This window comes from Psychroflexus aurantiacus, assembly GCF_010820555.1.
GTDB classification, from domain to species: domain Bacteria; phylum Bacteroidota; class Bacteroidia; order Flavobacteriales; family Flavobacteriaceae; genus Psychroflexus; species Psychroflexus aurantiacus.
Genome location: NZ_JAAIKD010000003.1, coordinates 205,990 through 225,549 on the forward strand (window position 1 = coordinate 205,990; position 19,560 = coordinate 225,549).

Consider the following 19,560-nt stretch of genomic DNA (forward strand, 5'->3'; position numbering starts at 1 on the left):
TGCCCGCAAGGCAAATCTTTTTAGGAGCCGCCCATCATCTGTTTAATCAGGTTCAGGAGGGATTCTTCTCTCCAGTAAAATCTGAGAAAAACCAGTGAGATGATGAAAATAAAGAAGCCTAATAAAACAAACAAAGTTCCTTTATAATACTTGTTATGTAAGCCTTTATCTTTGATGTAGGAGTAAATCAAAATAGAGACGAAAGCCACTACAAAAAAAATGATGAAGGCAATGCGACCTGGAGTAAACATAAATGTTTTATTTTACACAAAAATACTTCTTATTCTTATGAAAAAACCGCTAGACCAAGTAAAAAAATTCCATAAAGCTTTTGGCTTGGATGTTTCAGAAACTCGAAAAGCCGACTTAGGACTCGAAAAAAATATCTTGCGCTACAAACTTATGCGTGAAGAAAATGAAGAATATTTAGATGCCGCTACCCAGGGGGACCTGACAGAAGTCGCCGATGCCCTTGGGGATATGCTTTACATTTTATGCGGCACTATCCTTTCTCACGGGATGCAGCACAAAATCGAAGAAGTCTTCGAGGAAATCCATCGCAGCAACATGAGCAAACTCGGAGAGGATGCTAAGCCCGTTTACAGAGCGGACGGAAAAGTTTTAAAAGGACCGAATTATTTCAGGCCGGAACTGAAAAGGATTATTGAAGGGGAGTAGTTTTTTAGTTGCTGTGTTGGTGAGATTCTGAGTCTTGAAGTCACAAAGCTTAACTCTGTGTTCTCTGTGACTTTATGGCGAATAGTGTTTAGTTCCTCTAATCCGAAGGGGCTGGGGATTGCTTCTACGTTTAAAACAAGCCATTGATTTCACCATCGATTTTATTCAGGATAACACCGAAGTCTTCCGGCTTGTCTACAAAATCCAGTTCATCTACATCTATAACGAGTAATTTACCCTTATCATAGGTTTGTATCCAGGCTTCGTAGCGTTCGTTAAGCTTATTGAGGTAATCTATCGAAATAGAGTTTTCGTATTCCCGGCCTCTTTTCTGGATTTGTTTGACCAAATTAGGAACGCTGCTTCTAAGATAAATCAACAAGTCCGGTGATTCTGTTACAGATAGCATGAGATCGAACAGAGACGAGTAATTTTCAAAATCCCGATTGGACATCAAACCCATCGCATGTAAATTGGGAGCAAAAATATAAGCGTCTTCGTAAATGGTTCGGTCCTGAATAATGTCTAATTTATTTTCCCGGATTTGAAGAATTTGTCTAAATCTGCTATTCAGGAAATAGATTTGCAAGTTGAAAGACCAGCGCTTCATGTCTTCATAAAAATCCTGTAGAAAGGGATTTTCGATGACATCTTCATATTCGGCTTTCCAATTGTAGTGGTTGGCGATAAGTTTAGTCAGCGTAGTTTTTCCAGCTCCTATATTTCCAGCGATTGCAACGTGCATAAAATCAGTTATTTACTATGTTATATTGGTACTTGTAAAGTACTTTATCGCTGTAAATATAGAGGTTTTCACCATTGAAATAAAATTGATTGAAGCTAATTTCAGGTTTTTTGAACCTGATCTTAAATTCTGGATTTTTATCGAATAACTCCAGATAATGTTCAGTCTGAACCATCACCTGATTTTTAAAAATATTGAAGGACACAGCATTTTCAAATTCAATTTCATCGATAAGACTTCCGTTGATGTTGAATTTTGAAAGGCCCTTAGCATGTCTGAGCCAGGCGTAGTTGTAATTGCTTTGGAAACCCAGGATTTCTTTAGTGAGTGGAAGTGAAGAACGTCTTGTGCTTAAGGATTCCTGATTAAATAGTTCCAGCTGCTGCACTTCAGCATTGAAAATCCAGAATAGATTATCCTTTGAAATTCCGGCAAAATCAACAGTTTTGAAATCCGGTATAAAATTAAAGTTCACACGATCAATTTCATTGAGACGGTTATCCAAAATCACAAGGGTATTGGCCTCTTTATAAAACAAAAGAATTTTAAGCGGATTTAATAAATCTGCAGCTTCAAGTTCGCCTAGCTGTAAATCCTGAAATTGAAATTCCTCCTGATTTTCCGTTTTGTAAAACACATTGTTTTTAGAAAAATAGAGGTGTTCATAGGTATCTACACCCCAGAATTTATCGGCATCTACAGTCTGTTTTTCTATCAGCTTAAAGCTGGAGGGTTGCGCGCATAAAGCCAGGACAAACAGATTCAGAAGAAAAAAGACAGAAAAACGATTCATGGAAAATTGATGTTGTGAAATATAGCAAATAAAGCCTTGTGAATCAAATTCCCGACCACAAACAGTCGAGGCCGTCGGTGATCATGTGAAAGATAAGGCCAATGCAAAAGAGTTTAAGCCATTTGTTTTTGAGGATAAACAGGCTTACCACATAAATGAGTATGGCAATTTCAGAATGAAAGGCATGAAAACCTATACTGCAGCGGTCGGGGTCAAAAATGGGAACAGCCCACAAATGATCGAGGTCTACAAGCATGGTGGACAGCAAAATTAAATAGGCCTTCCAAAAATGCCTCGGGCTGTAAACCCAGGCGATGAACAGAATAACTATAAAATGATTGGTGTAGTGAACTAAAGTTTGCCACATTTTGATTTCTTGAATATTCCTGCAAAATACAGTTAAACACCTCTTAAACGCAAGGCGTTTTACCAAATATATTGTCCTTAAACCCAACTAAAATCTTATTTTTGCACGAAAACAATCTCATGAGCAACCCACTTATTGCCCCCTCTCTACTGGCCGCAGATTTTGGAAATTTGCAGCGCGATATAGAACTTATCAACGATAGTGAAGCAGACTGGTTTCATATCGATATTATGGATGGTGTTTTTGTGCCAAACATTTCTTACGGAATGCCCGTTTTGAAAGCCATGACCAGACATACCAAAAAATTTGTAGATGTCCACCTGATGATTGTAGATCCGGATCGTTACATCAAGGAATTTGCAGATCTGGGCGCGAATATGCTTACGGTTCATTATGAAGCCTGTACACATCTGCACAGGAGTTTGCAATCTATCAAACAACTCGGGATGCAGGCTGGAGTGGCCTTAAATCCCCACACCAGCGTTGAATTGCTGCGAGATACCATCACCGATATTGACATGGTTTGCCTGATGAGTGTAAATCCCGGCTTTGGCGGTCAGCATTTCATTGAACGCACCTTTGATAAAGTCAAGCAGCTTAAAGCTTTGATAAAAGAAGAAAATGCGTCTACCAAAATTGAAGTGGATGGCGGGGTAACCGATAAAAATGCAAAAGAACTGGTAAGCATGGGCGCAGATGTATTGGTAGCAGGCAGTTTTGTCTTTAAGGCTGAAGACCCAAAGCAAACTATCCAAGATTTAAAGAACTTAATAAACAACTAAGCATGCTATATGATGTTTTGATTATTGGAGGCGGTCCCATAGGGATTGCATGCGCCTTGGAGGCGAAGAAGAAAAACCTGTCTTACATCATTATAGAAAAAGGAACACTGGTCAATTCCATTTACAATTATCCAGACAAAATGACTTTCTTCTCCACCTCTGAAAAGCTGGAACTGGACGATATTCCGTTTGTGAGTAACAATCCTAAACCCTCCAAACAAGAGGCTTTGGAATATTATCGAAGAATTGTGGAATCCAAACAAATCCATATTCAATTGTTTGAGAAAGTAGAGGGCGTCCAAAATAAGGACCATGTGTTTACGACCACTACGTCAAAATCTACTTACCAGTCTAGAAATTTGGTACTGGCTACCGGGTTTTATGATATTCCCAATTACCTGAATATTCCCGGAGAAGATTTAGACAAGGTGACACACTATTACAGGGATCCACATTACTACGCTACCCAAAAAGTGGTGGTGGTAGGCGCAAGCAATTCGTCTGTGGATGCTGCCCTGGAAACCTACAGAAAAGGAGCTGAAGTCACCATGATTGTGCGCGGGAAACAAATCGGTGAACGCGTGAAATACTGGGTAAGACCCGATGTGATTAACAGAATAGAGGAAGGAAGCATCAAGGCTTTTTTCAATTCAGAACTTACCGAAATCGGAGAGGATTACGTCAAGTTTAAAGATAAAGAGGGAAAAATTCAGACCCTGGACAATGATTTTGTGTTAGCCCTTACAGGATATAGACCCAATTTCGCGTTTTTAGAAAAACTGGGGATTGAGCTGAGTGATGACCAGCTTTCTATTCCTAAATACAATAAACAAACCATGAAAACCAATATCGATGGTATATATCTGGCCGGTGTTATCTGTGGCGGTATGGAAACTCACAAGTGGTTTATCGAGAACTCCAGAATACACGCCAAAATGATTATGGAGGATATTAAATCTTAATTAAGGTTTGTACAAAGTTCTGTTTTAAGAATTTAACTATATTTAGATATGCCAAAGATCAGATTAAGCAGATATTATTCTCATTTAAATTCTTTCGTTCTTTCTGAAACCCTCAAAGAGAAACTGGAAAAGGTAATCGTTATTACCGCTATCATCAGTTTCCTGATACATCTGGTCATAATTGGACTGATTGACTTTAACCTTATCGATTTTGGGGGATATGACGGTAATCTGATCATTAGTCCAATTTCTGCCATCTACACACCCTTCTCGATTATTCTGATCTATGAGGTTTACCTGCTTGTATTTTATCTCCCTAAGTCCATCACCATCTACATCGGCAAGCAATACGAAATCATTACCCTCATTTTGATTCGGAAAATTTTCTATGATTTATCCAATTTACAGTTTTCTTCAGACTGGTTTTCCATAGAGGCAGATATTCAGTTTACCATTGACCTTGTCTCTACGTTAATTCTGTTCTTTTTGATATTTCAATTCTACAGATTGAATTCTAAAAATAAAGCGGAGAAGGAAAAAATCACTACCAAAACGAAATCACACATCCAGGTAAAAAAAGTGTTTGCAACCGTTTTAGTTCCGGCTATTGCAGTTCTGGCCTTGTTTTCTTTTGGGTCCTGGTTTTATGATTCACTCACGGGTACCGATTACACCTCTACCTCCATCAAGACTGTAAACACTATATTTTTTGATGATTTTTTTACCGTATTAATCCTCGTTGATGTACTGTTACTTCTCTTCTCATTCTTACAAACCGAAGAATTCAGCAGAGTTATACGCAATTCAGGATTTGTAATTTCAACCATTCTCATCAAATTATCATTCTCTGCAGATAACATCATCAATACTATATTAATTATAGTAGCCGTAAGCTTTGGTGTTTTAATCCTTTACATTTACAATCAATATTTCAAACTGAATAAAACACTCAAAGCTTAAGCATTTGCGATTTTCGTTTTAAATTTTATATTGAAGTAAATCATTAAAAAATGTACGATTTTATAATTATTGGTGCTGCACAAGCTGGACTTTCCATGGCTTATGAACTCGAGCAGCAGAAAAAAAATTATATCGTCTTGGATAAAGAAAAAGAAATAGGCGCTTCGTGGCTCAAGCGCTGGGATTCGCTCAGGCTTTTTACCCCTTCAGAATTTAATAATTTGAAAGGCATGGATTTCCCTAAACCCAGAGGGCATTATCCAAATAAATATGAAGTGGCCGATTATTTCAAAGCCTACGTGAAGAACTTTGAAATTCCCATAAGGTTCGACACCCTCGTGACCGAAATCCAGGATAAAACCGATTATTTTGTCGTCAAACATGAGGATGGGTCTTTTGAGGCCAGACAAGTCATTGTGGCTACAGGTCCATTTCATATTCCGTATACACCTCCTTTTTATAAAAAAATCGATGCCTCTATTTTTCAAATCCACAGTGACTATTACAAAAATCCGGGTCAGTTGCAGGACGGAAAAGCCATGGTCGTAGGTGCCGGAGATTCCGGGTATCAAATTCTTGATGAAATTTCCGACACCCCCCGGGATGTTTATTTCTCCGGAGATACAGAGGTGAAAACACTGCCCCAGGAATTCCTTGGAAAAACCTTATGGTGGTGGTTTACAAAAACCGGCTATTTAAGTTTTGGAAAAGATTCTTGGCTTGGCAAAAAAATAAGCGAATCCAAACAGCCTGTTATTGGTGTGGATGTGAAAGGTATTTTGAACAAAGACAACGTTATTCCGGTCGGAAAAACCGTCGATGCCAAACAGGAACTGATCATCACCGAAGAAGTCAAATTGGATGATATTAAGAACATCATCTGGGCGACGGGCTACAGACCGAAATTTGACTGGATCGAAGGCCTGGAGCTCGACAAGCACGGCTACCCGGTGCATGAAAGAGGCATTAGTAATGTGGAAGGTCTTTACTTTATAGGCCTGCCCTGGCTTCATACACGAGCATCAGCTACGCTTGGCGGCATCAAAAAAGATGCAGATTATCTGGGCGGTTTTATCAAACACAAAGCTTCAAACCAAGAACCTATTTTTGTTTAACAAAAAACCCTCGATGAATCGAGGGTTTTGGAATTGTATGAAATGGATGTGTTATTAATCTAAAACTTCGTGAACTTTATCTGCAGCTTCTTTAAACTGAACTGCTGTTTTCACGTTGATTCCAGCGTCGTTGATAAGTTCCACAGCTTTTTCGGCATTGGTTCCCTGAAGTCTTACGATGATAGGCACTTGGATTTCATCACCCATATTTTTGTAAGCTTCAATAATTCCTTCAGCAACACGATCACATCTGACGATACCCCCAAAAATATTGATCAGAATCGCTTCCACCTTGTCGTCTTTTAAAATCAACTTAAAGGCTTTTTCAACACGTTTGGCATCTGCAGTACCACCAACATCAAGGAAGTTGGCAGGCTCTCCACCGGCAAATTTGATCAAATCCATAGTCGCCATCGCAAGGCCGGCTCCGTTGACCATGCAACCTACGTTTCCGTCAAGGTTTACATAGCTCAATCCAGCTTCTCTGGCTTCTACTTCGGTAGGATCCTCTTCACGAGTATCCCGCATGCTTTGGTAATCTTTATGTCTAAATAAAGCCGAATCGTCTAAGGTCACCTTAGCATCCACAGCAATGATTTTGTCATCACTGGTTTTAAGAACAGGATTGATTTCAAACAAAGAAGAATCCGAACCATCATAAGCCTCGTAAAGTGCAGTGACGAACTTGGTCATTTCCTTGAACGCTTTTCCTTCCAAACCAAAATTGAAGGCAATTTTACGTGCCTGAAAAGGAAGTATTCCAGTTGCAGGATTGATTTCTTCTGTGAAAATTTTGTCTGGTGTTTTTTCGGCAACACTTTCGATATCCACTCCACCTTCCGGAGAATACATGATCATGTTACGTCCTGTAGCTCGGTTTAGCAATACAGACATATAATATTCTTCCGGCTCGTTATCTCCCGGATAATAAACATCTTCTGTCACAAGCACCTGGTGCACTTCTTTACCTTCTTTACTTGTTTGAGGCGTAACCAAATGCATTCCTAAAATCTCATCTGCAAGTTGCTCAACTTCTTTTAAGTTTTTGGCGAGTTTTACACCTCCACCTTTACCACGACCACCAGCATGGATCTGGGCTTTGATCACGTGCCATCCAGTCCCGGTTTCTTCAGTAAGCTTTTTTGCAGCTTCAACAGCTTCTTTAGGCGTTTTTGCGAGGATTCCTTTTTGGATAGCAACGCCAAAACTACTTAGTATTTCTTTGCCTTGATATTCATGTAGATTCATAATCAGGTTTTATGATATAAATTTGGTTCACAAAAGTAATAATTTAAAGTTTGGCTACAATAATTTAAAAGGGTTTCTTAGCATCCTAAGCAAAAGCTTGACTGATCGTAAAAAATAACAGTAAATGAATTCTGGATTTCAAAAAAAAGCCTTACTTGAACTGGCACATGCTAAAATGCATTTTGGCAAGTACAAAGGCTTCTATCTTTCGGACATTCCAGAATATTATCTGATTTGGTACAAACGCAAAGGCTTTCCAGACAACAAGCTGGGTCTACAAATGCAGGAAGTACTCGAACTGAAAGAGAACGGTCTGGAATATATTTTAAAAAAAATCAGAAAAAGCTGAAGGATTTTTGAAGTAATTCGCAGATAAAGCAAAAATTAAATGATATTTTTGCATCCCGTATAGACACAAAACTCTTAGCACAAATGGCCGATACAAAGTATATTTTTGTAACAGGCGGTGTTTCTTCGTCTTTAGGGAAAGGAATAATCGCAGCATCTTTAGCAAAACTTCTTCAAGCACGAGGTTATAAAGTCACGATCCAAAAACTTGATCCGTACATCAATATTGATCCTGGAACCCTCAACCCCTATGAACATGGTGAATGTTTTGTAACCGAAGACGGTGCAGAAACCGACCTTGATCTTGGACACTATGAGCGGTTTTTGAATGTCAACACCTCACAGGCCAATAATGTCACCACCGGAAAGATTTACCAAAGCGTCATCGATAAGGAGCGCAGAGGCGATTTTTTAGGAAAAACAGTCCAGGTGATTCCTCATATCACCAATGAAATCAAAGAACGCATTCAGATTTTAGGTCGGGATGACACCTATGATATTGTCATCACCGAAATTGGCGGAACCGTCGGTGACATCGAATCGTTGCCTTATATAGAAGCCGTAAGACAACTGAAATGGGAGCTTGGTGAGCACAATGCCCTTGTGATCCACCTGACTTTAATTCCTTACCTGTCGGCTGCCAAGGAATTAAAAACCAAACCTACCCAACACAGTGTCAAAACCCTGATGGAAAGCGGGATCTCTCCCGAAATTCTGGTCTGTAGAACAGAACATCAAATCAACGATGACATCAGAAATAAACTGGCTTTATTTTGCAACGTCAAAAAAGAAGCGGTCATTCAATCCATAGATGCGGAATCTATTTACGATGTTCCCAACTTAATGGCCGAAGAAGGTCTGGATACCATCGCCTTAAGAAAACTCAACTTGAAAGATGATGTCGTTCCCAATCTTGAAAAGTGGAACTTCTTTGTCAACAAATTAAAAAATGCCACCGAAGAATTATCCATTGGTCTGGTGGGCAAATACGTGGATCTGCAAGATTCCTATAAATCGATTTTAGAATCTTTTATTCATGCGGGCGCCTACAACGACGTGAAGGTAAACGTGGTCTGGATCAATTCTGAACAGGAGGATCACAATGAAACGATTTTCCACCAACTAGACGGGGTTCTCGTTGCTCCGGGTTTTGGGGAACGGGGGGTTGAAGGAAAAATAGCCGCCGTAGAATATGCAAGAACGCATGATGTTCCCTTTTTGGGCATCTGTCTGGGTCTGCAAATGGCAGTGATAGAATTTTCTCGACATGTCTTAAAACTAGCAGAGGCCAATTCAGAAGAAATGAATCCCAATACACCGCATCCTGTTATCGGGCTTATGGAAGATCAAAAAGATTTAAAACAAATGGGAGGCACCATGAGGCTTGGCGCCTGGGATTGCGAACTTCAACCCGACTCCAAGCTGGCTGAAATTTATGGAACCACTCAAATTTCGGAAAGACATCGCCATAGATACGAGGTGAATAATGCTTACGTGAACGATCTGGAAAAGCATGGCATGCGTTGTACCGGTAAAAACCCTCAGACAGGTTTGGTAGAAACCATCGAGCTGGAGAATCATCCCTGGTTTGTTGGCGTGCAGTTTCATCCTGAATATAAAAGCACAGTAGCTACGCCTCACCCCTTGTTTTTGGGATTTATAGAGGCTGCCAAAACCTTTCGTCAAAAAAGATAAAACCACTGATTCTTAAATAATCTAAGAATAAGTTTATATAAATAAATTAAATGTTGATTTTTGCACAGATTTTGAAAAAATCATTATTCACAATAGTTATAGTCAATGGAAGATAAAAAGACGTTTGATAAAAACTCTATTATAGGATTTACGCTTATAGGTTTGATACTGATTTTATTCATGTACCTGAATCCGACTCAGGATGTAGCACCTGAGGAAAAGCCTGCAGAGCAGGTTGAAACCTCAGTTCAAAAAAATCCTGAAGTTGCCAGCCCCCAAAGCTCACCTTCTCTCGCTGAAACGACTGGAAGCAGTTTACAGGACTCTGTCACTGCAGAACTCGCCAAAAGAGAATATGGTGCTTTTGCCTACTCTGCCGTAAAAGATTTCGCCAAGGATGATGCGGTTACGACGATTGAAAATGAAGTTTTAGAAATCCAAGTCAGCAATAAAGGCGGACAAATCGTTGAGGCTAAAATGAAGCAACACGACACCTACAAGGGTGAACCTGTCTATTTAATCAAAGACGGTAATGCCAGCTTCAATATTTCTTTCGAAGCAAACGATGGCCGCACCTACAATACCAGCAATCTCTATTTTGAACCCAGTTTAAGCACAGAAAACGGCAATCAGACCCTGAGCATGAGAGCAAAAGTTTCTGATATTGAGTTCCTGGAGTTTTATTATGAATTGGAGCCGGGGGATTACATGATGAATTTTGGAATTCGCTCTCAGGGTTTAAGCAATTTGATCTCCTCAGAAAACGCTAATTTGTCCTGGGAGGTGAAAGCGCTGCGAAAAGCTAAAAGTATCTCATACGAAAATAGATATACCGAAATTGTTTACCTCTACGAGGGGGATAAAGACGATTACACAGGACAGGGAGACGAAGCCATTGAAGAAGATGAACTTATAGAATGGATTGCCTTCAAGCAACACTTCTTTACCTCCATTTTACTCTCTGACCAGGCTTTTCCAAGCGCAAAAATGACGTCGATAAACCTGGTACAGGACGAACAGATCGATACCTTATATACCAAAAATTTTCTGGCTGAAGTTCCTTTGAAATTGAATAACGGGGAATTTTCTGAAAGCATGAACTGGTACCACGGTCCCTCAGATTTTGACATCTTGAGCTCTTATGAACGTAAACTGGATGAAATCGTGCCTCTGGGCTGGGGTCTTTTTGGATGGATCAACCGATACGTCTTCATACCGTTCTTCGGATTTTTGAGCAGCTCACTTCCCAGTTATGGTCTGGCGATTATCGTGATGACCATTGTGGTAAGAATTGTCCTTTCCCCTATCACCTATAAATCGTATTTATCTCAGGCCAAAATGAAAGTTTTGAAGCCAGAGATCAATGAAATCAACGAGAAATACAAGGACAATGCGATGAAGAAGCAGCAGGAGACCATGAAGCTGTATAGCAAAACCGGAGTGAGCCCGCTGGCAGGCTGTATACCGGCGCTTTTACAGATTCCTGTGTTCTATGCGCTGTTTCAGTTTTTCCCCAGCGCATTCGATTTAAGACAAAAGGGCTTTTTGTGGGCAGAAGATTTGTCGAGTTATGATGTGATTTACGAATGGGATGCTTACATACCGCTGGTCTCCTGGGCTTATGGTAACCACGTGAGTTTATTCCCGATTCTGGCCTCTGTTGCCATATTTTTCTATACACAAATGACGGCTGGACAAAATATGCAGCAAAGTTCACAGCCGGGCATGCCAAACATGAAAGTCATCATGTACTTTGCTCCACTGGTTATGCTTATCTTTTTCAACAACTATGCGAGTGGTTTATCACTCTATTACTTCATTTCGAATTTGATTACGATAGGCATCATGCTGGTTATCAAACATGTGATTATCGATGAAAATAAAATCTTAGCCAAAATCGAGGAGAAAAAGAAAAAGCCTAAGAAGAAAGGTAAGTTTGGTAGAAAATTCCAGGAAATTATGGAACAGGCTGCCGAACAACAAAAAAAGAAACAAGGCGTAAAGGAAGATGACAAAAAAGGCTCTAAGAAAATAGACAAAAAGTAGTTTTTCCTAAACAAACACCATAAAAAAAGGAGTCCAAACGGACTCCTTTTTTTATGTAAAAGATTAGTGTGAAAATTAATTCACGCTAATACTTCCATTCATACTGTTAGTATGGATGCCACAATAATAGGTGCTGATTTCAGCCGCTAAATCAGCAGTAAGGGTGAAATAAAACTGCTGACCATTGTCTACAAAATTGACATCCGGATCACTTTCAAATGTACCTGTGCTATTCTGACTCAATAGTCTTTCGTCACTGGCATTTCTAATCTGAAATGGATGTGCTCCTGCATTTACAACAGTTAACTCATACCTGGTCCCCACGTTTAGTGTCCACGCACTGTTATTGGTATTTAAACTTGTAGGCGTTTCATTACCTGTAATACTGCTTACAAAATAGGCCTGAGCCCCATCATTATCCACTGTCATTTGAACAATGTTTGGTGCTGGCTCTGTTCCTAAATCTGGAAGTATGACTGTATTCACAACATGTACAACCCCATTACCAGCCTGCACATCTGTGACTACAATTTCTATGGTTCTGTTATTTTGGTCTGTGATGGTAGTACCGTTAAGCTCAAAGCTTGCCCCTAGAGTTTCAACTGTACCACTAGGTAAATTTGAAGATGTGATATTAGCATTTGCAATAACGTGTGTATTTAGGGTAGAGGTTAATACTTCACCGCTTATATCTGCAAGAGAGCCTAATTCCAACTCGTTTAACAAGGCCGTAAAGGCATCATTTGTTGGAGCAAATACAGTAAATGGTGCAGGGGTATCAAAAGAACTTAAGGTTCCTACAAAATCTGGTTGATCATCTCTGGTTAAGGCCTGTACTAAAACTTCAAAAGTTGAATCTGCAGTTGCAAAGGTTGTTACATTCGGGATTGTAATCACTTCATCAACAACGTGAACTACGCCATTGGTTGCCAGATTATTTGGACCAGTCACAGTTGAAATACCATTTAAAGTAATCTGGTTTCCAACATTGACGTATAAACTCAATTGATTTTCATTTCCGGAAAGCTGTTCAGTTGCCAAAGTAGTCACATAGGACGTCGATAAATTCTCAGATTGAGCTGCTCCTTCCAGAACATGATTCAAAAGTATATTTCTGAGCTGATCCGTTGTAAGTCCTGACGTGCTAATATTACCGAAGGCCTCATCTGTTGGCGCAAAGATGGTATAAGCACCCTGATTCAGGGTCTGACTCAAACCCGTGTCTTCCAGTAATTGTTCAAGGATGGTATGGTTCGGACTATCCTGAATGATTTCCAGAGTGGTCACCTCTTCAGTAATAGGCACTGCTGCATCATCATCTTCGCAACCCGCGAAGATCATTAGACCTATCAGAAACATAAATTTAACTAGTGTGTTTTTCGTTTTCATAGCATTTTTTTTTCAAATCTAAAGGATTAGATCTATTTGTTTTGTTTAATTAAAGTTAAATATGATTAAACAAAAAATAATACTGACGATAGCGACTCAGGTTTAGTCTAAAATCTTTGATTGTTTTTGTAAATTTGCAAATCAATTAGGGATTATGAAAAGAGTTGTTGTAGGACTAAGCGGAGGGGTGGATTCAAGCGTTGCTGCTTATTTATGTAAAGAGCAGGGCTATGAGGTGATAGGCCTGTTTATGAAGAACTGGCATGATGATTCTGTGACTATAAGTGATGAATGTCCCTGGCTAGAAGATAGCAATGATGCCATGTTGGTTGCGGAAAAGCTGGGAATTCCTTTTCAAACGGTAGATCTAAGCAAAGAGTACAAGGAGCGGATTGTAGATTATATGTTTGCCGAATACGAAAAAGGAAGAACGCCCAATCCGGATGTACTTTGCAACAGAGAAATAAAATTTGATGTCTTTATGGATATAGCCACTTCTCTGGGAGCAGATTATGTAGCGACCGGACACTACTGCAGAAAAGACAGTATAGAAAAAGAAGGCAAGACGCAGTACAGACTATTGGCAGGAAAAGATAAAAATAAAGATCAGTCTTATTTTTTATGCCAGGTGTCCCAGCAGCAGTTAGCCAAAACACTATTTCCGGTAGGCGAACTTCAGAAGTCTGAGGTAAGGGAAATCGCTAAAGCGCAGAATTTAATCACTGCAGAAAAGAAAGACTCTCAAGGCCTTTGTTTTATTGGTAAAGTGAAGTTACCTGATTTTCTTCAGCAAAAGCTCCAGCCCAAAAAAGGCCAGGTCATAGAAATTGATTCTACACATGAGGTGTTCTCGAACATCGGGGAAACCTCGTCCAATTCAGAGTTGATCACTCAGCTTAAACAAAAAAGCAAAAAACCCGAGTTAAAACCCGAGTTTGGAAAAGTACTCGGCACACATGACGGCGCTCATTTTTTCACGAAAGGTCAGCGTAAAGGTTTGGCTATTGGCGGCACCAAAGAGCCGCTGTTTGTGATCGATACCGATGTAGAAAGAAACATCCTTTATACAGGGCAAGGCAAAAACCATCCGGGACTTCACAAAAAAGGCCTTTGGGTAAATAATGACGAAGTGCACTGGATAAGACCCGATTTTAAACTCAGTACCGGGGATACCATGGATGTGAAAGCTAGGATTCGCTATAGACAACCCCTGGAAACTGCCAGACTTTATCAAATGGAAAATGAACTCTATGTCATTTTTGACAACGAACAAACCGCCATTTCTGAAGGCCAGTTTGTCGCCTGGTATCAGGATGACGAACTTTTAGGCTCAGGAGTAATCGCTTAACCTGAACTCATGACGAAAAATAGAATTACAGAATTATTTGATATAAAATACCCCATCATCCAAGCCGGAATGATCTGGGCAAGCGGCTGGAAACTGGCCAGTGAAGTGAGTGAAGCTGGCGGACTTGGAATCATTGGCGCCGGGTCTATGTATCCTGAAGTATTACGGGAACATATTCAGAAATGTAAAAAAGCGACCTCCAAACCCTTTGCAGTCAATGTTCCTATGCTTTATCCAGAGATAGATAAAATCATGGACATCATCATCGAAGAAGAAGTCTCCATCGTCTTTACCTCGGCGGGAAACCCGAAAACATGGACGTTGCATTTGAAATCTAAAGGTATAAAAGTGGTTCATGTGGTGAGCAGTGTCAAGTTCGCCTTAAAATCTCAGGAAGCCGGTGTGGATGCAGTTGTTGCCGAAGGCTTTGAGGCCGGCGGGCACAATGGCCGCGAGGAAACCACAACCTTTACGCTCATTCCTATGGTGAAAAAAGAACTGGAAATCCCGCTTATCGCTGCCGGTGGCATTGCGTCCGGCGCCGGAATTCTTGCCGCTATGGTCCTTGGAGCCGATGCCGTGCAAATAGGAACCCGTTTTGTTGCCAGTGAAGAAGCCTCCTCACATATCAACTTCAAAAGAGAAGTTGTTAAAGCTCAGGAAGGAGACACCACCCTCACCCTGAAGGAACTTGCTCCTGTAAGGCTCCTCAAAAACAAGTTTTACGAAGACGTTGTTAAGCTATACGCCACCTCTCCTACCAAAGAAGATCTAAAAGGACTGCTTGGACGAGCAAGAGCCAAAAAAGGAATGTTTGAAGGCGATCTTGAAGAAGGTGAACTGGAAATAGGTCAGATTTCCGGACTTGTCAAAGATATTTTACCAGCCAAAAAAATTATGGAAAGGCTTATTGCTGAATTTGAAGCGGCAAAGATTGAAGCCAGTGCCATTGAATTTTAACCTTTAAAGTTCATTTTAATTAGCGTCTTTAGCCAGAAACTCGGCTAAATCTATAGCTTTCACGTTCAGGTCTTTTTGATATTCCAAAAGATAAATCGCATCATTTTCAAAGCCCGGGGCAAAGTCTTTCTGCACATAATTAAACTTATTTTCAGCATGCTCTGTATAGCCTTCAATTTCTGTGGAGGCCTGAAGGGTTTTGGCATAACCAAGCCGCAAGAGCAGGTCCATCATGACATCATATCCTCGCATCACATACCGACTTGGATAAACACCATGTTTTTGCTCAAAGGCCTGTGCATATTTGTCATCCCCAGATAATAGCTGGGTCCTGGAGATGGAGGGAAAGGTAAAATTTAAATTGCTTAAATAATAGTTGGAAATCTCGTTATCATAAAAGGAATTTCGCTTGGAAGTAAACATTCTGATATCAAAACCATCTCTGCGGAAAGAGTTTAAAAGTCCTACTGCAGACTCAGCCAGACCTAGGTCCTGGGTTTCCAAAATAATCCAGTTGGTCCCCAGAGAATCTAACTTAGGCCTTAAATCAGACCTTTGCAGATAACCGGATTTAGACTGGTTTACCACTTTAAGATCGGGAAAGGTATAGGTATATTTTCTTTGTATGGGTTTTGAAACGCTGTCTGATAGAATGACAAAATTCTCGTCTGTATGTGTTTTTTGAAGATACGTGATCAACACCTCCTGCATTTCTTCATCTTTAGGAAGCGTATTGAAAAGATTTCTAAATTCAAAATTTGGATTTACCAAAGGAGAAATCACAGGAACATCAGTATTGGATAGGTAACTGGCAACTACTTTCAAGCTTTGATCCAAAAGCGGACCAACCACGGCCTGGTAGTTTTTAAAATTTTCATTGAGTTGTTCTCTGACGTAACTGGGATTGTTTCTGGTGTCGTACACATCAAGATTAACACTCAGTCCTTTATTCCTCGCAGAATCGATTGCCATTTGTATACCCTCATAGAAGTCTAATGAAATTCTCAACAAACCACTATCTTTCAGTAAAGATGCTGAACTTATACTATCGATTTTCGTTCGCTCTAAATTAAGGGGCAACATCAGAGCCACATGTTTTGTGTCAAAATGTTTGAGTCTGTTTTCTAAAGCAAACTCTCTGTATTTTGAATAATTTACTTTTTCGGCCTGAGGTATTTTCAAAACAAGACCTTCGCTTATGCCCTCAAATCTCAGGGAAGGGTTAGACTCTATCAACTCCTCTTCAGTAACATTGTAATTCTTTGAAATCGTTTGAATCGAGTTTGCAGAATCTACTTCAAGAAAAGCATAATTTTGATTTCTGATGCGTAGGGGTTCATCGGTATCGGCTGGTCGCTCAATAGTCAAAAATTGACCTGGCTGAATTTCTTTTTCGTCTATTCCTGGATTCAGGTTTTCCAGTTCCTCAACACTTAGACCATATTTTTTAGAAATCCCGTATTTGGTCTCTTTTGGAAGCACCAAATGCTTAAGCGAATTAAATTCAGAGTTTTTTATACTTTGGTTGATATCCAGATCTTTATCCTTAAGCTCATAGGTTGGAATTCTTAAAACGTCGTTATAATCCAGTTCCCGTTCATATAAAAAAGGATTATACGTTCTTAGGTCCTTGACCTTGAGATTATAGGTCTTGGAAATACTGTAAAGCGTTTCTTTTGGACTCACCTCATAAGCGATGAGCTGGACCCTGGGATTTAGTTTAAAATCAGGTTGTTGTGGCACCACCAGAAGCTTATCCGAAAGCCGTTTTTCATTGAGAACATTTGGGTTTAGTTTCCTCAGGGTAGTCAAATCCACTTGAAATCTGGTAGCTACATCTTTCAAATCTTCATTTGCTCCTGGCCTGTAAGTTGTTAAGTCCTGAGCATGTAAACTCAAAGCTGAAAGCCATAAAAAAATAATACCTGATAAAACCTTTTTCATTATTCCCATTCTATAGTTGCTGGTGGTTTGGAGCTGATGTCGTACACTACTCTATTAACGCCTTTGACGCGATTTATTATTTGGTTGGACACTTTTTGTAAAAAATTATACGGTAAATCCACCCAATCTGCTGTCATTCCATCCGTGGATTCAACGGCCCTCAAAGCTACCACTTTCTCATAGGTACGCTCATCGCCCATAACTCCTACCGAATCTACTGGCAGAAGAATAGCTCCGGCCTGCCATACTTTGTCATAAAGCTGCCATTCTCTGAGTCCCCCTATAAATATAGCGTCGACTTCCTGTAAGATACGGACTTTTTCCTTAGTAACGTCCCCAAGTATTCTAATGGCCAGTCCCGGACCTGGAAACGGATGCCTGCCCAATAGTTTAGAATCAATGCCCATCTCTGCACCTACGCGTCTTACCTCATCTTTAAAAAGCATTCGTAAAGGCTCTACAACCTTCAGTTTCATAAACTCCGGAAGGCCTCCCACATTGTGATGAGATTTGATGGTGGCAGAGGGACCATTGACGGATATAGACTCGATCACATCTGGATAAATGGTTCCCTGAGCTAAAAAGGTAGCGTCTTCCACCAAGGACGCTTCATCATCAAAAACTTCAATAAACGAGTTTCCGATAGCTTTTCGCTTTTGCTCAGGATCTGAAATCCCTTTCAAAGCATCCATAAACCTGTCGGTGGCATCTACTCCTTTTACATTAAGCCCCATGTCCTTATACTGGTCCAGTACAGATTCAAATTCATTTTTCCTCAACAAGCCATTGTTGACAAAAATACAATGAAGGTTCTTACCAATAGCTTTGTGTAGCAAAGTTGCAGCAACAGTAGAATCTACACCTCCACTAAGACCAAGAATTACTTTATCGGATCCAATTTTTTCTTTCAATTCCGATACCGTCATATCTACAAATGCAGAGGGTGTCCAGGACTGAGGAACCTGTGCTATTTTGACCAGGAAATTTTCAAGCAACTGAGCCCCGTCTGTAGAATGATAAACCTCGGGGTGGAATTGTATTCCATAGGTATCTTCGCCTTCAATTTTATAGGCTGCGTTCAAAACATCAGTCGTACTTGCAATTCTCGTAAAGTGCTCGGGGATGGATTTGATGCTATCACTGTGTGACATCCAAACCTGAGATTGCTCCAGAATGTTTTCAAAAAGCAATTCTCCGTCCTTAATAAAGGACAAATTGGCTCTGCCAAATTCCCGTGTATTGGAGCTTGCCACCTCACCTCCAAAATTATGCGCCATAAACTGAGCTCCAAAACATACACCAAGCAGAGGAACACGGCCTTTTATCTGACTGAGATCCGGTCGCGGAGCTTCTTCATTTCTGCAGGAATAAGGACTTCCTGACAGGATAACTGCTTTAAAAACAGATAAATCTTCAGGTAATTTATTGAACGGATGGATTTCACAGTAGATATTGAGCTCACGAACGCGTCTTGCGATAAGCTGTGTGTACTGAGATCCAAAATCGAGAATTAGGACATTTTTTTGCATAGGCAAAAGTATAAATTTGAGATAAAACTGGCTTCGGTTTACCGCCTCTTTTTTTTACATTTAAAACAAAAATGCTAAATCAAATTTTAGAAGACTTAAAAAACGAAGTTAAATTCGGTTACCTCAAAAAGAAACACCCTTTTCGCTATCCGAGTTTGGCCAGTATTAAGGACAATTCTCCCGATCAACGCACTGTTGTTTTGAGAGACTCTACAGAAGCCTTTGATTTGATACTGTACACAGATGAGCGAAGTGACAAGATCAGTCAGTTTGAAAAAAATCCGATGTGCAGTTTGTTATTTTATAATCACAAGAAGCTTCTCCAGGTTAAGATTGAAGGCCACATGAAAATAATAAGGTCCGGACAAGAGTATGAAAAGCACTGGAATAAGGTCCAGGGGAATTCACAGAAAGACTTTATTACCAATCGGGCACCCGGAACACCTATCGATCATCCTGATGCGGTGGAATATAATGAAGACGAACATCATTTTTGTTTGCTGAAACTGGTTCCGGAACGCATGGAATCTCTCCAGCTAAAAAGACCCAACCACATTCGCGCAGTATTCGACAAATCCAATGACTGGGAAGGACAATTCTTAAACCCATAAAAAAAGCGGCCTAATGGCCGCTTTTAATTTATAATTGAAT

At 40.1% G+C, this 19,560-nt stretch carries 19 protein-coding genes; 11 read left to right on the plus strand and 8 right to left on the minus strand.

Annotated features, from left to right (window positions below):
* Window positions 1-20: 20 nt before the first annotated feature.
* Window positions 21-251 carry a hypothetical protein gene (locus tag G3567_RS06405; RefSeq protein WP_164004502.1) on the minus strand — a complete coding sequence of 77 codons (231 nt, stop codon included), beginning with the start codon at window positions 249-251 and terminating at the stop codon, window positions 21-23.
* Window positions 252-288: 37 nt separating this feature from the next.
* Here G3567_RS06405 and G3567_RS06410 point away from each other — a divergent pair, with 37 nt between their 5' ends.
* Window positions 289-678, plus strand: a complete 390-nt coding sequence (locus G3567_RS06410; RefSeq protein WP_164004503.1) for a pyrophosphohydrolase domain-containing protein — start codon at window positions 289-291, stop codon at window positions 676-678.
* A gap of 130 nt (window positions 679-808) precedes the next feature.
* Here G3567_RS06410 and G3567_RS06415 read toward each other — a convergent pair whose 3' ends face one another.
* Genes G3567_RS06415 through G3567_RS06425 form a run of 3 tightly spaced genes read right to left on the minus strand, consistent with a single transcriptional unit; the run spans window position 809 to window position 2,583 of the window.
* Entirely contained in the window at window positions 809-1,423 is a 615-nt protein-coding gene (locus tag G3567_RS06415) for a deoxynucleoside kinase (RefSeq protein WP_164004504.1), read from the minus strand.
* A 4-nt stretch (window positions 1,424-1,427) separates the two neighbouring features.
* Window positions 1,428-2,216 carry a hypothetical protein gene (locus G3567_RS06420; RefSeq protein ID WP_164004505.1) on the minus strand — a complete coding sequence of 263 codons (789 nt, stop codon included), beginning with the start codon at window positions 2,214-2,216 and terminating at the stop codon, window positions 1,428-1,430.
* 43 nt (window positions 2,217-2,259) lie between these two features.
* Window positions 2,260-2,583: a DUF6122 family protein gene (locus G3567_RS06425; protein ID WP_164004506.1), complete on the minus strand. Its 324-nt coding sequence runs from the start codon at window positions 2,581-2,583 to the stop codon at window positions 2,260-2,262.
* A gap of 119 nt (window positions 2,584-2,702) precedes the next feature.
* Here G3567_RS06425 and rpe point away from each other — a divergent pair, with 119 nt between their 5' ends.
* From rpe to G3567_RS06445, 4 genes are read left to right on the plus strand one after another with little or no spacing between them, the layout of a single operon-like run.
* Window positions 2,703-3,365, plus strand: a complete 663-nt coding sequence (rpe, locus tag G3567_RS06430) for a ribulose-phosphate 3-epimerase (RefSeq protein WP_164004507.1) — start codon at window positions 2,703-2,705, stop codon at window positions 3,363-3,365.
* 2 nt (window positions 3,366-3,367) lie between these two features.
* Window positions 3,368-4,327 (plus strand): YpdA family putative bacillithiol disulfide reductase, encoded by a 960-nt coding sequence (locus G3567_RS06435; protein WP_164004508.1) that lies wholly within the window; start codon window positions 3,368-3,370, stop codon window positions 4,325-4,327.
* A 48-nt stretch (window positions 4,328-4,375) separates the two neighbouring features.
* Window positions 4,376-5,287 carry a hypothetical protein gene (locus tag G3567_RS06440; RefSeq protein ID WP_164004509.1) on the plus strand — a complete coding sequence of 304 codons (912 nt, stop codon included), beginning with the start codon at window positions 4,376-4,378 and terminating at the stop codon, window positions 5,285-5,287.
* 50 nt (window positions 5,288-5,337) lie between these two features.
* Entirely contained in the window at window positions 5,338-6,402 is a 1,065-nt protein-coding gene (locus G3567_RS06445; protein WP_164004510.1) for a flavin-containing monooxygenase, read from the plus strand.
* A gap of 54 nt (window positions 6,403-6,456) precedes the next feature.
* Here the strand turns inward: G3567_RS06445 and sucC are convergent, their stop codons facing one another.
* The gene (sucC, locus tag G3567_RS06450) at window positions 6,457-7,650 is read right to left on the minus strand and encodes an ADP-forming succinate--CoA ligase subunit beta (protein ID WP_164004511.1); all 1,194 of its coding nucleotides are present in this window, start codon (window positions 7,648-7,650) and stop codon (window positions 6,457-6,459) included.
* Window positions 7,651-7,774: 124 nt separating this feature from the next.
* On the opposite strand from sucC, the gene G3567_RS06455 reads away from it, so the two are divergent.
* The 3 genes from G3567_RS06455 (at window position 7,775) to yidC (ending at window position 11,739) form a co-directional block, all read left to right on the plus strand.
* Window positions 7,775-7,999 (plus strand): DUF3820 family protein, encoded by a 225-nt coding sequence (locus G3567_RS06455; RefSeq protein WP_164004512.1) that lies wholly within the window; start codon window positions 7,775-7,777, stop codon window positions 7,997-7,999.
* Between the two features lie 83 nt (window positions 8,000-8,082).
* The gene (locus G3567_RS06460) at window positions 8,083-9,693 is read left to right on the plus strand and encodes a CTP synthase (protein ID WP_164004513.1); all 1,611 of its coding nucleotides are present in this window, start codon (window positions 8,083-8,085) and stop codon (window positions 9,691-9,693) included.
* A gap of 105 nt (window positions 9,694-9,798) precedes the next feature.
* The gene (gene yidC / locus G3567_RS06465) at window positions 9,799-11,739 is read left to right on the plus strand and encodes a membrane protein insertase YidC (RefSeq protein WP_164004514.1); all 1,941 of its coding nucleotides are present in this window, start codon (window positions 9,799-9,801) and stop codon (window positions 11,737-11,739) included.
* Window positions 11,740-11,814: 75 nt separating this feature from the next.
* Here the strand turns inward: yidC and G3567_RS06470 are convergent, their stop codons facing one another.
* Window positions 11,815-13,128, minus strand: coding sequence for a fasciclin domain-containing protein (locus tag G3567_RS06470; protein WP_164004515.1), 1,314 nt, complete (start codon window positions 13,126-13,128; stop codon window positions 11,815-11,817).
* 154 nt (window positions 13,129-13,282) lie between these two features.
* Here G3567_RS06470 and mnmA point away from each other — a divergent pair, with 154 nt between their 5' ends.
* Entirely contained in the window at window positions 13,283-14,476 is a 1,194-nt protein-coding gene (gene mnmA / locus G3567_RS06475; protein WP_164004516.1) for a tRNA 2-thiouridine(34) synthase MnmA, read from the plus strand.
* Between the two features lie 9 nt (window positions 14,477-14,485).
* A complete protein-coding gene (locus tag G3567_RS06480; RefSeq protein ID WP_164004517.1) occupies window positions 14,486-15,436 on the plus strand; it encodes an NAD(P)H-dependent flavin oxidoreductase in 951 nt (316 codons plus the stop codon).
* Window positions 15,437-15,451: 15 nt separating this feature from the next.
* Here G3567_RS06480 and G3567_RS06485 read toward each other — a convergent pair whose 3' ends face one another.
* Entirely contained in the window at window positions 15,452-17,380 is a 1,929-nt protein-coding gene (locus tag G3567_RS06485; RefSeq protein WP_235923504.1) for a LysM peptidoglycan-binding domain-containing protein, read from the minus strand.
* Window positions 17,380-18,909, minus strand: coding sequence for a glutamine-hydrolyzing GMP synthase (guaA, locus tag G3567_RS06490; RefSeq protein ID WP_164004519.1), 1,530 nt, complete (start codon window positions 18,907-18,909; stop codon window positions 17,380-17,382). The genes G3567_RS06485 and guaA overlap by 1 nt, the downstream gene beginning before the upstream one ends.
* Before the next feature lie 71 nt (window positions 18,910-18,980).
* On the opposite strand from guaA, the gene G3567_RS06495 reads away from it, so the two are divergent.
* Window positions 18,981-19,520, plus strand: a complete 540-nt coding sequence (locus G3567_RS06495) for a pyridoxamine 5'-phosphate oxidase family protein (protein WP_164004520.1) — start codon at window positions 18,981-18,983, stop codon at window positions 19,518-19,520.
* The last annotated feature ends 40 nt before the right edge of the window (window positions 19,521-19,560 follow it).

Excerpts from the sequence above, each read along its gene's own strand:
- G3567_RS06425 (WP_164004506.1), bottom strand. The coding sequence starts at position 2,583 with ATGTGGCAAACTTTAGTTCACTACACCAATCATTTTATAGTTATTCTG.
- G3567_RS06455 (WP_164004512.1), top strand. The coding sequence starts at position 7,775 with ATGAATTCTGGATTTCAAAAAAAAGCCTTACTTGAACTGGCACATGCT.
- G3567_RS06420 (WP_164004505.1), bottom strand. The coding sequence starts at position 2,216 with ATGAATCGTTTTTCTGTCTTTTTTCTTCTGAATCTGTTTGTCCTGGCT.
- G3567_RS06405 (WP_164004502.1), bottom strand. The coding sequence starts at position 251 with ATGTTTACTCCAGGTCGCATTGCCTTCATCATTTTTTTTGTAGTGGCT.
- G3567_RS06460 (WP_164004513.1), top strand. The coding sequence starts at position 8,083 with ATGGCCGATACAAAGTATATTTTTGTAACAGGCGGTGTTTCTTCGTCT.
- G3567_RS06485 (WP_235923504.1), bottom strand. The coding sequence starts at position 17,380 with ATGAAAAAGGTTTTATCAGGTATTATTTTTTTATGGCTTTCAGCTTTG.
- G3567_RS06415 (WP_164004504.1), bottom strand. The coding sequence starts at position 1,423 with ATGCACGTTGCAATCGCTGGAAATATAGGAGCTGGAAAAACTACGCTG.
- G3567_RS06495 (WP_164004520.1), top strand. The coding sequence starts at position 18,981 with ATGCTAAATCAAATTTTAGAAGACTTAAAAAACGAAGTTAAATTCGGT.
- yidC (WP_164004514.1), top strand. The coding sequence starts at position 9,799 with ATGGAAGATAAAAAGACGTTTGATAAAAACTCTATTATAGGATTTACG.
- rpe (WP_164004507.1), top strand. The coding sequence starts at position 2,703 with ATGAGCAACCCACTTATTGCCCCCTCTCTACTGGCCGCAGATTTTGGA.
- G3567_RS06440 (WP_164004509.1), top strand. The coding sequence starts at position 4,376 with ATGCCAAAGATCAGATTAAGCAGATATTATTCTCATTTAAATTCTTTC.
- sucC (WP_164004511.1), bottom strand. The coding sequence starts at position 7,650 with ATGAATCTACATGAATATCAAGGCAAAGAAATACTAAGTAGTTTTGGC.
- mnmA (WP_164004516.1), top strand. The coding sequence starts at position 13,283 with ATGAAAAGAGTTGTTGTAGGACTAAGCGGAGGGGTGGATTCAAGCGTT.
- G3567_RS06480 (WP_164004517.1), top strand. The coding sequence starts at position 14,486 with ATGACGAAAAATAGAATTACAGAATTATTTGATATAAAATACCCCATC.
- G3567_RS06445 (WP_164004510.1), top strand. The coding sequence starts at position 5,338 with ATGTACGATTTTATAATTATTGGTGCTGCACAAGCTGGACTTTCCATG.
- G3567_RS06410 (WP_164004503.1), top strand. The coding sequence starts at position 289 with ATGAAAAAACCGCTAGACCAAGTAAAAAAATTCCATAAAGCTTTTGGC.
- guaA (WP_164004519.1), bottom strand. The coding sequence starts at position 18,909 with ATGCAAAAAAATGTCCTAATTCTCGATTTTGGATCTCAGTACACACAG.
- G3567_RS06435 (WP_164004508.1), top strand. The coding sequence starts at position 3,368 with ATGCTATATGATGTTTTGATTATTGGAGGCGGTCCCATAGGGATTGCA.
- G3567_RS06470 (WP_164004515.1), bottom strand. The coding sequence starts at position 13,128 with ATGAAAACGAAAAACACACTAGTTAAATTTATGTTTCTGATAGGTCTA.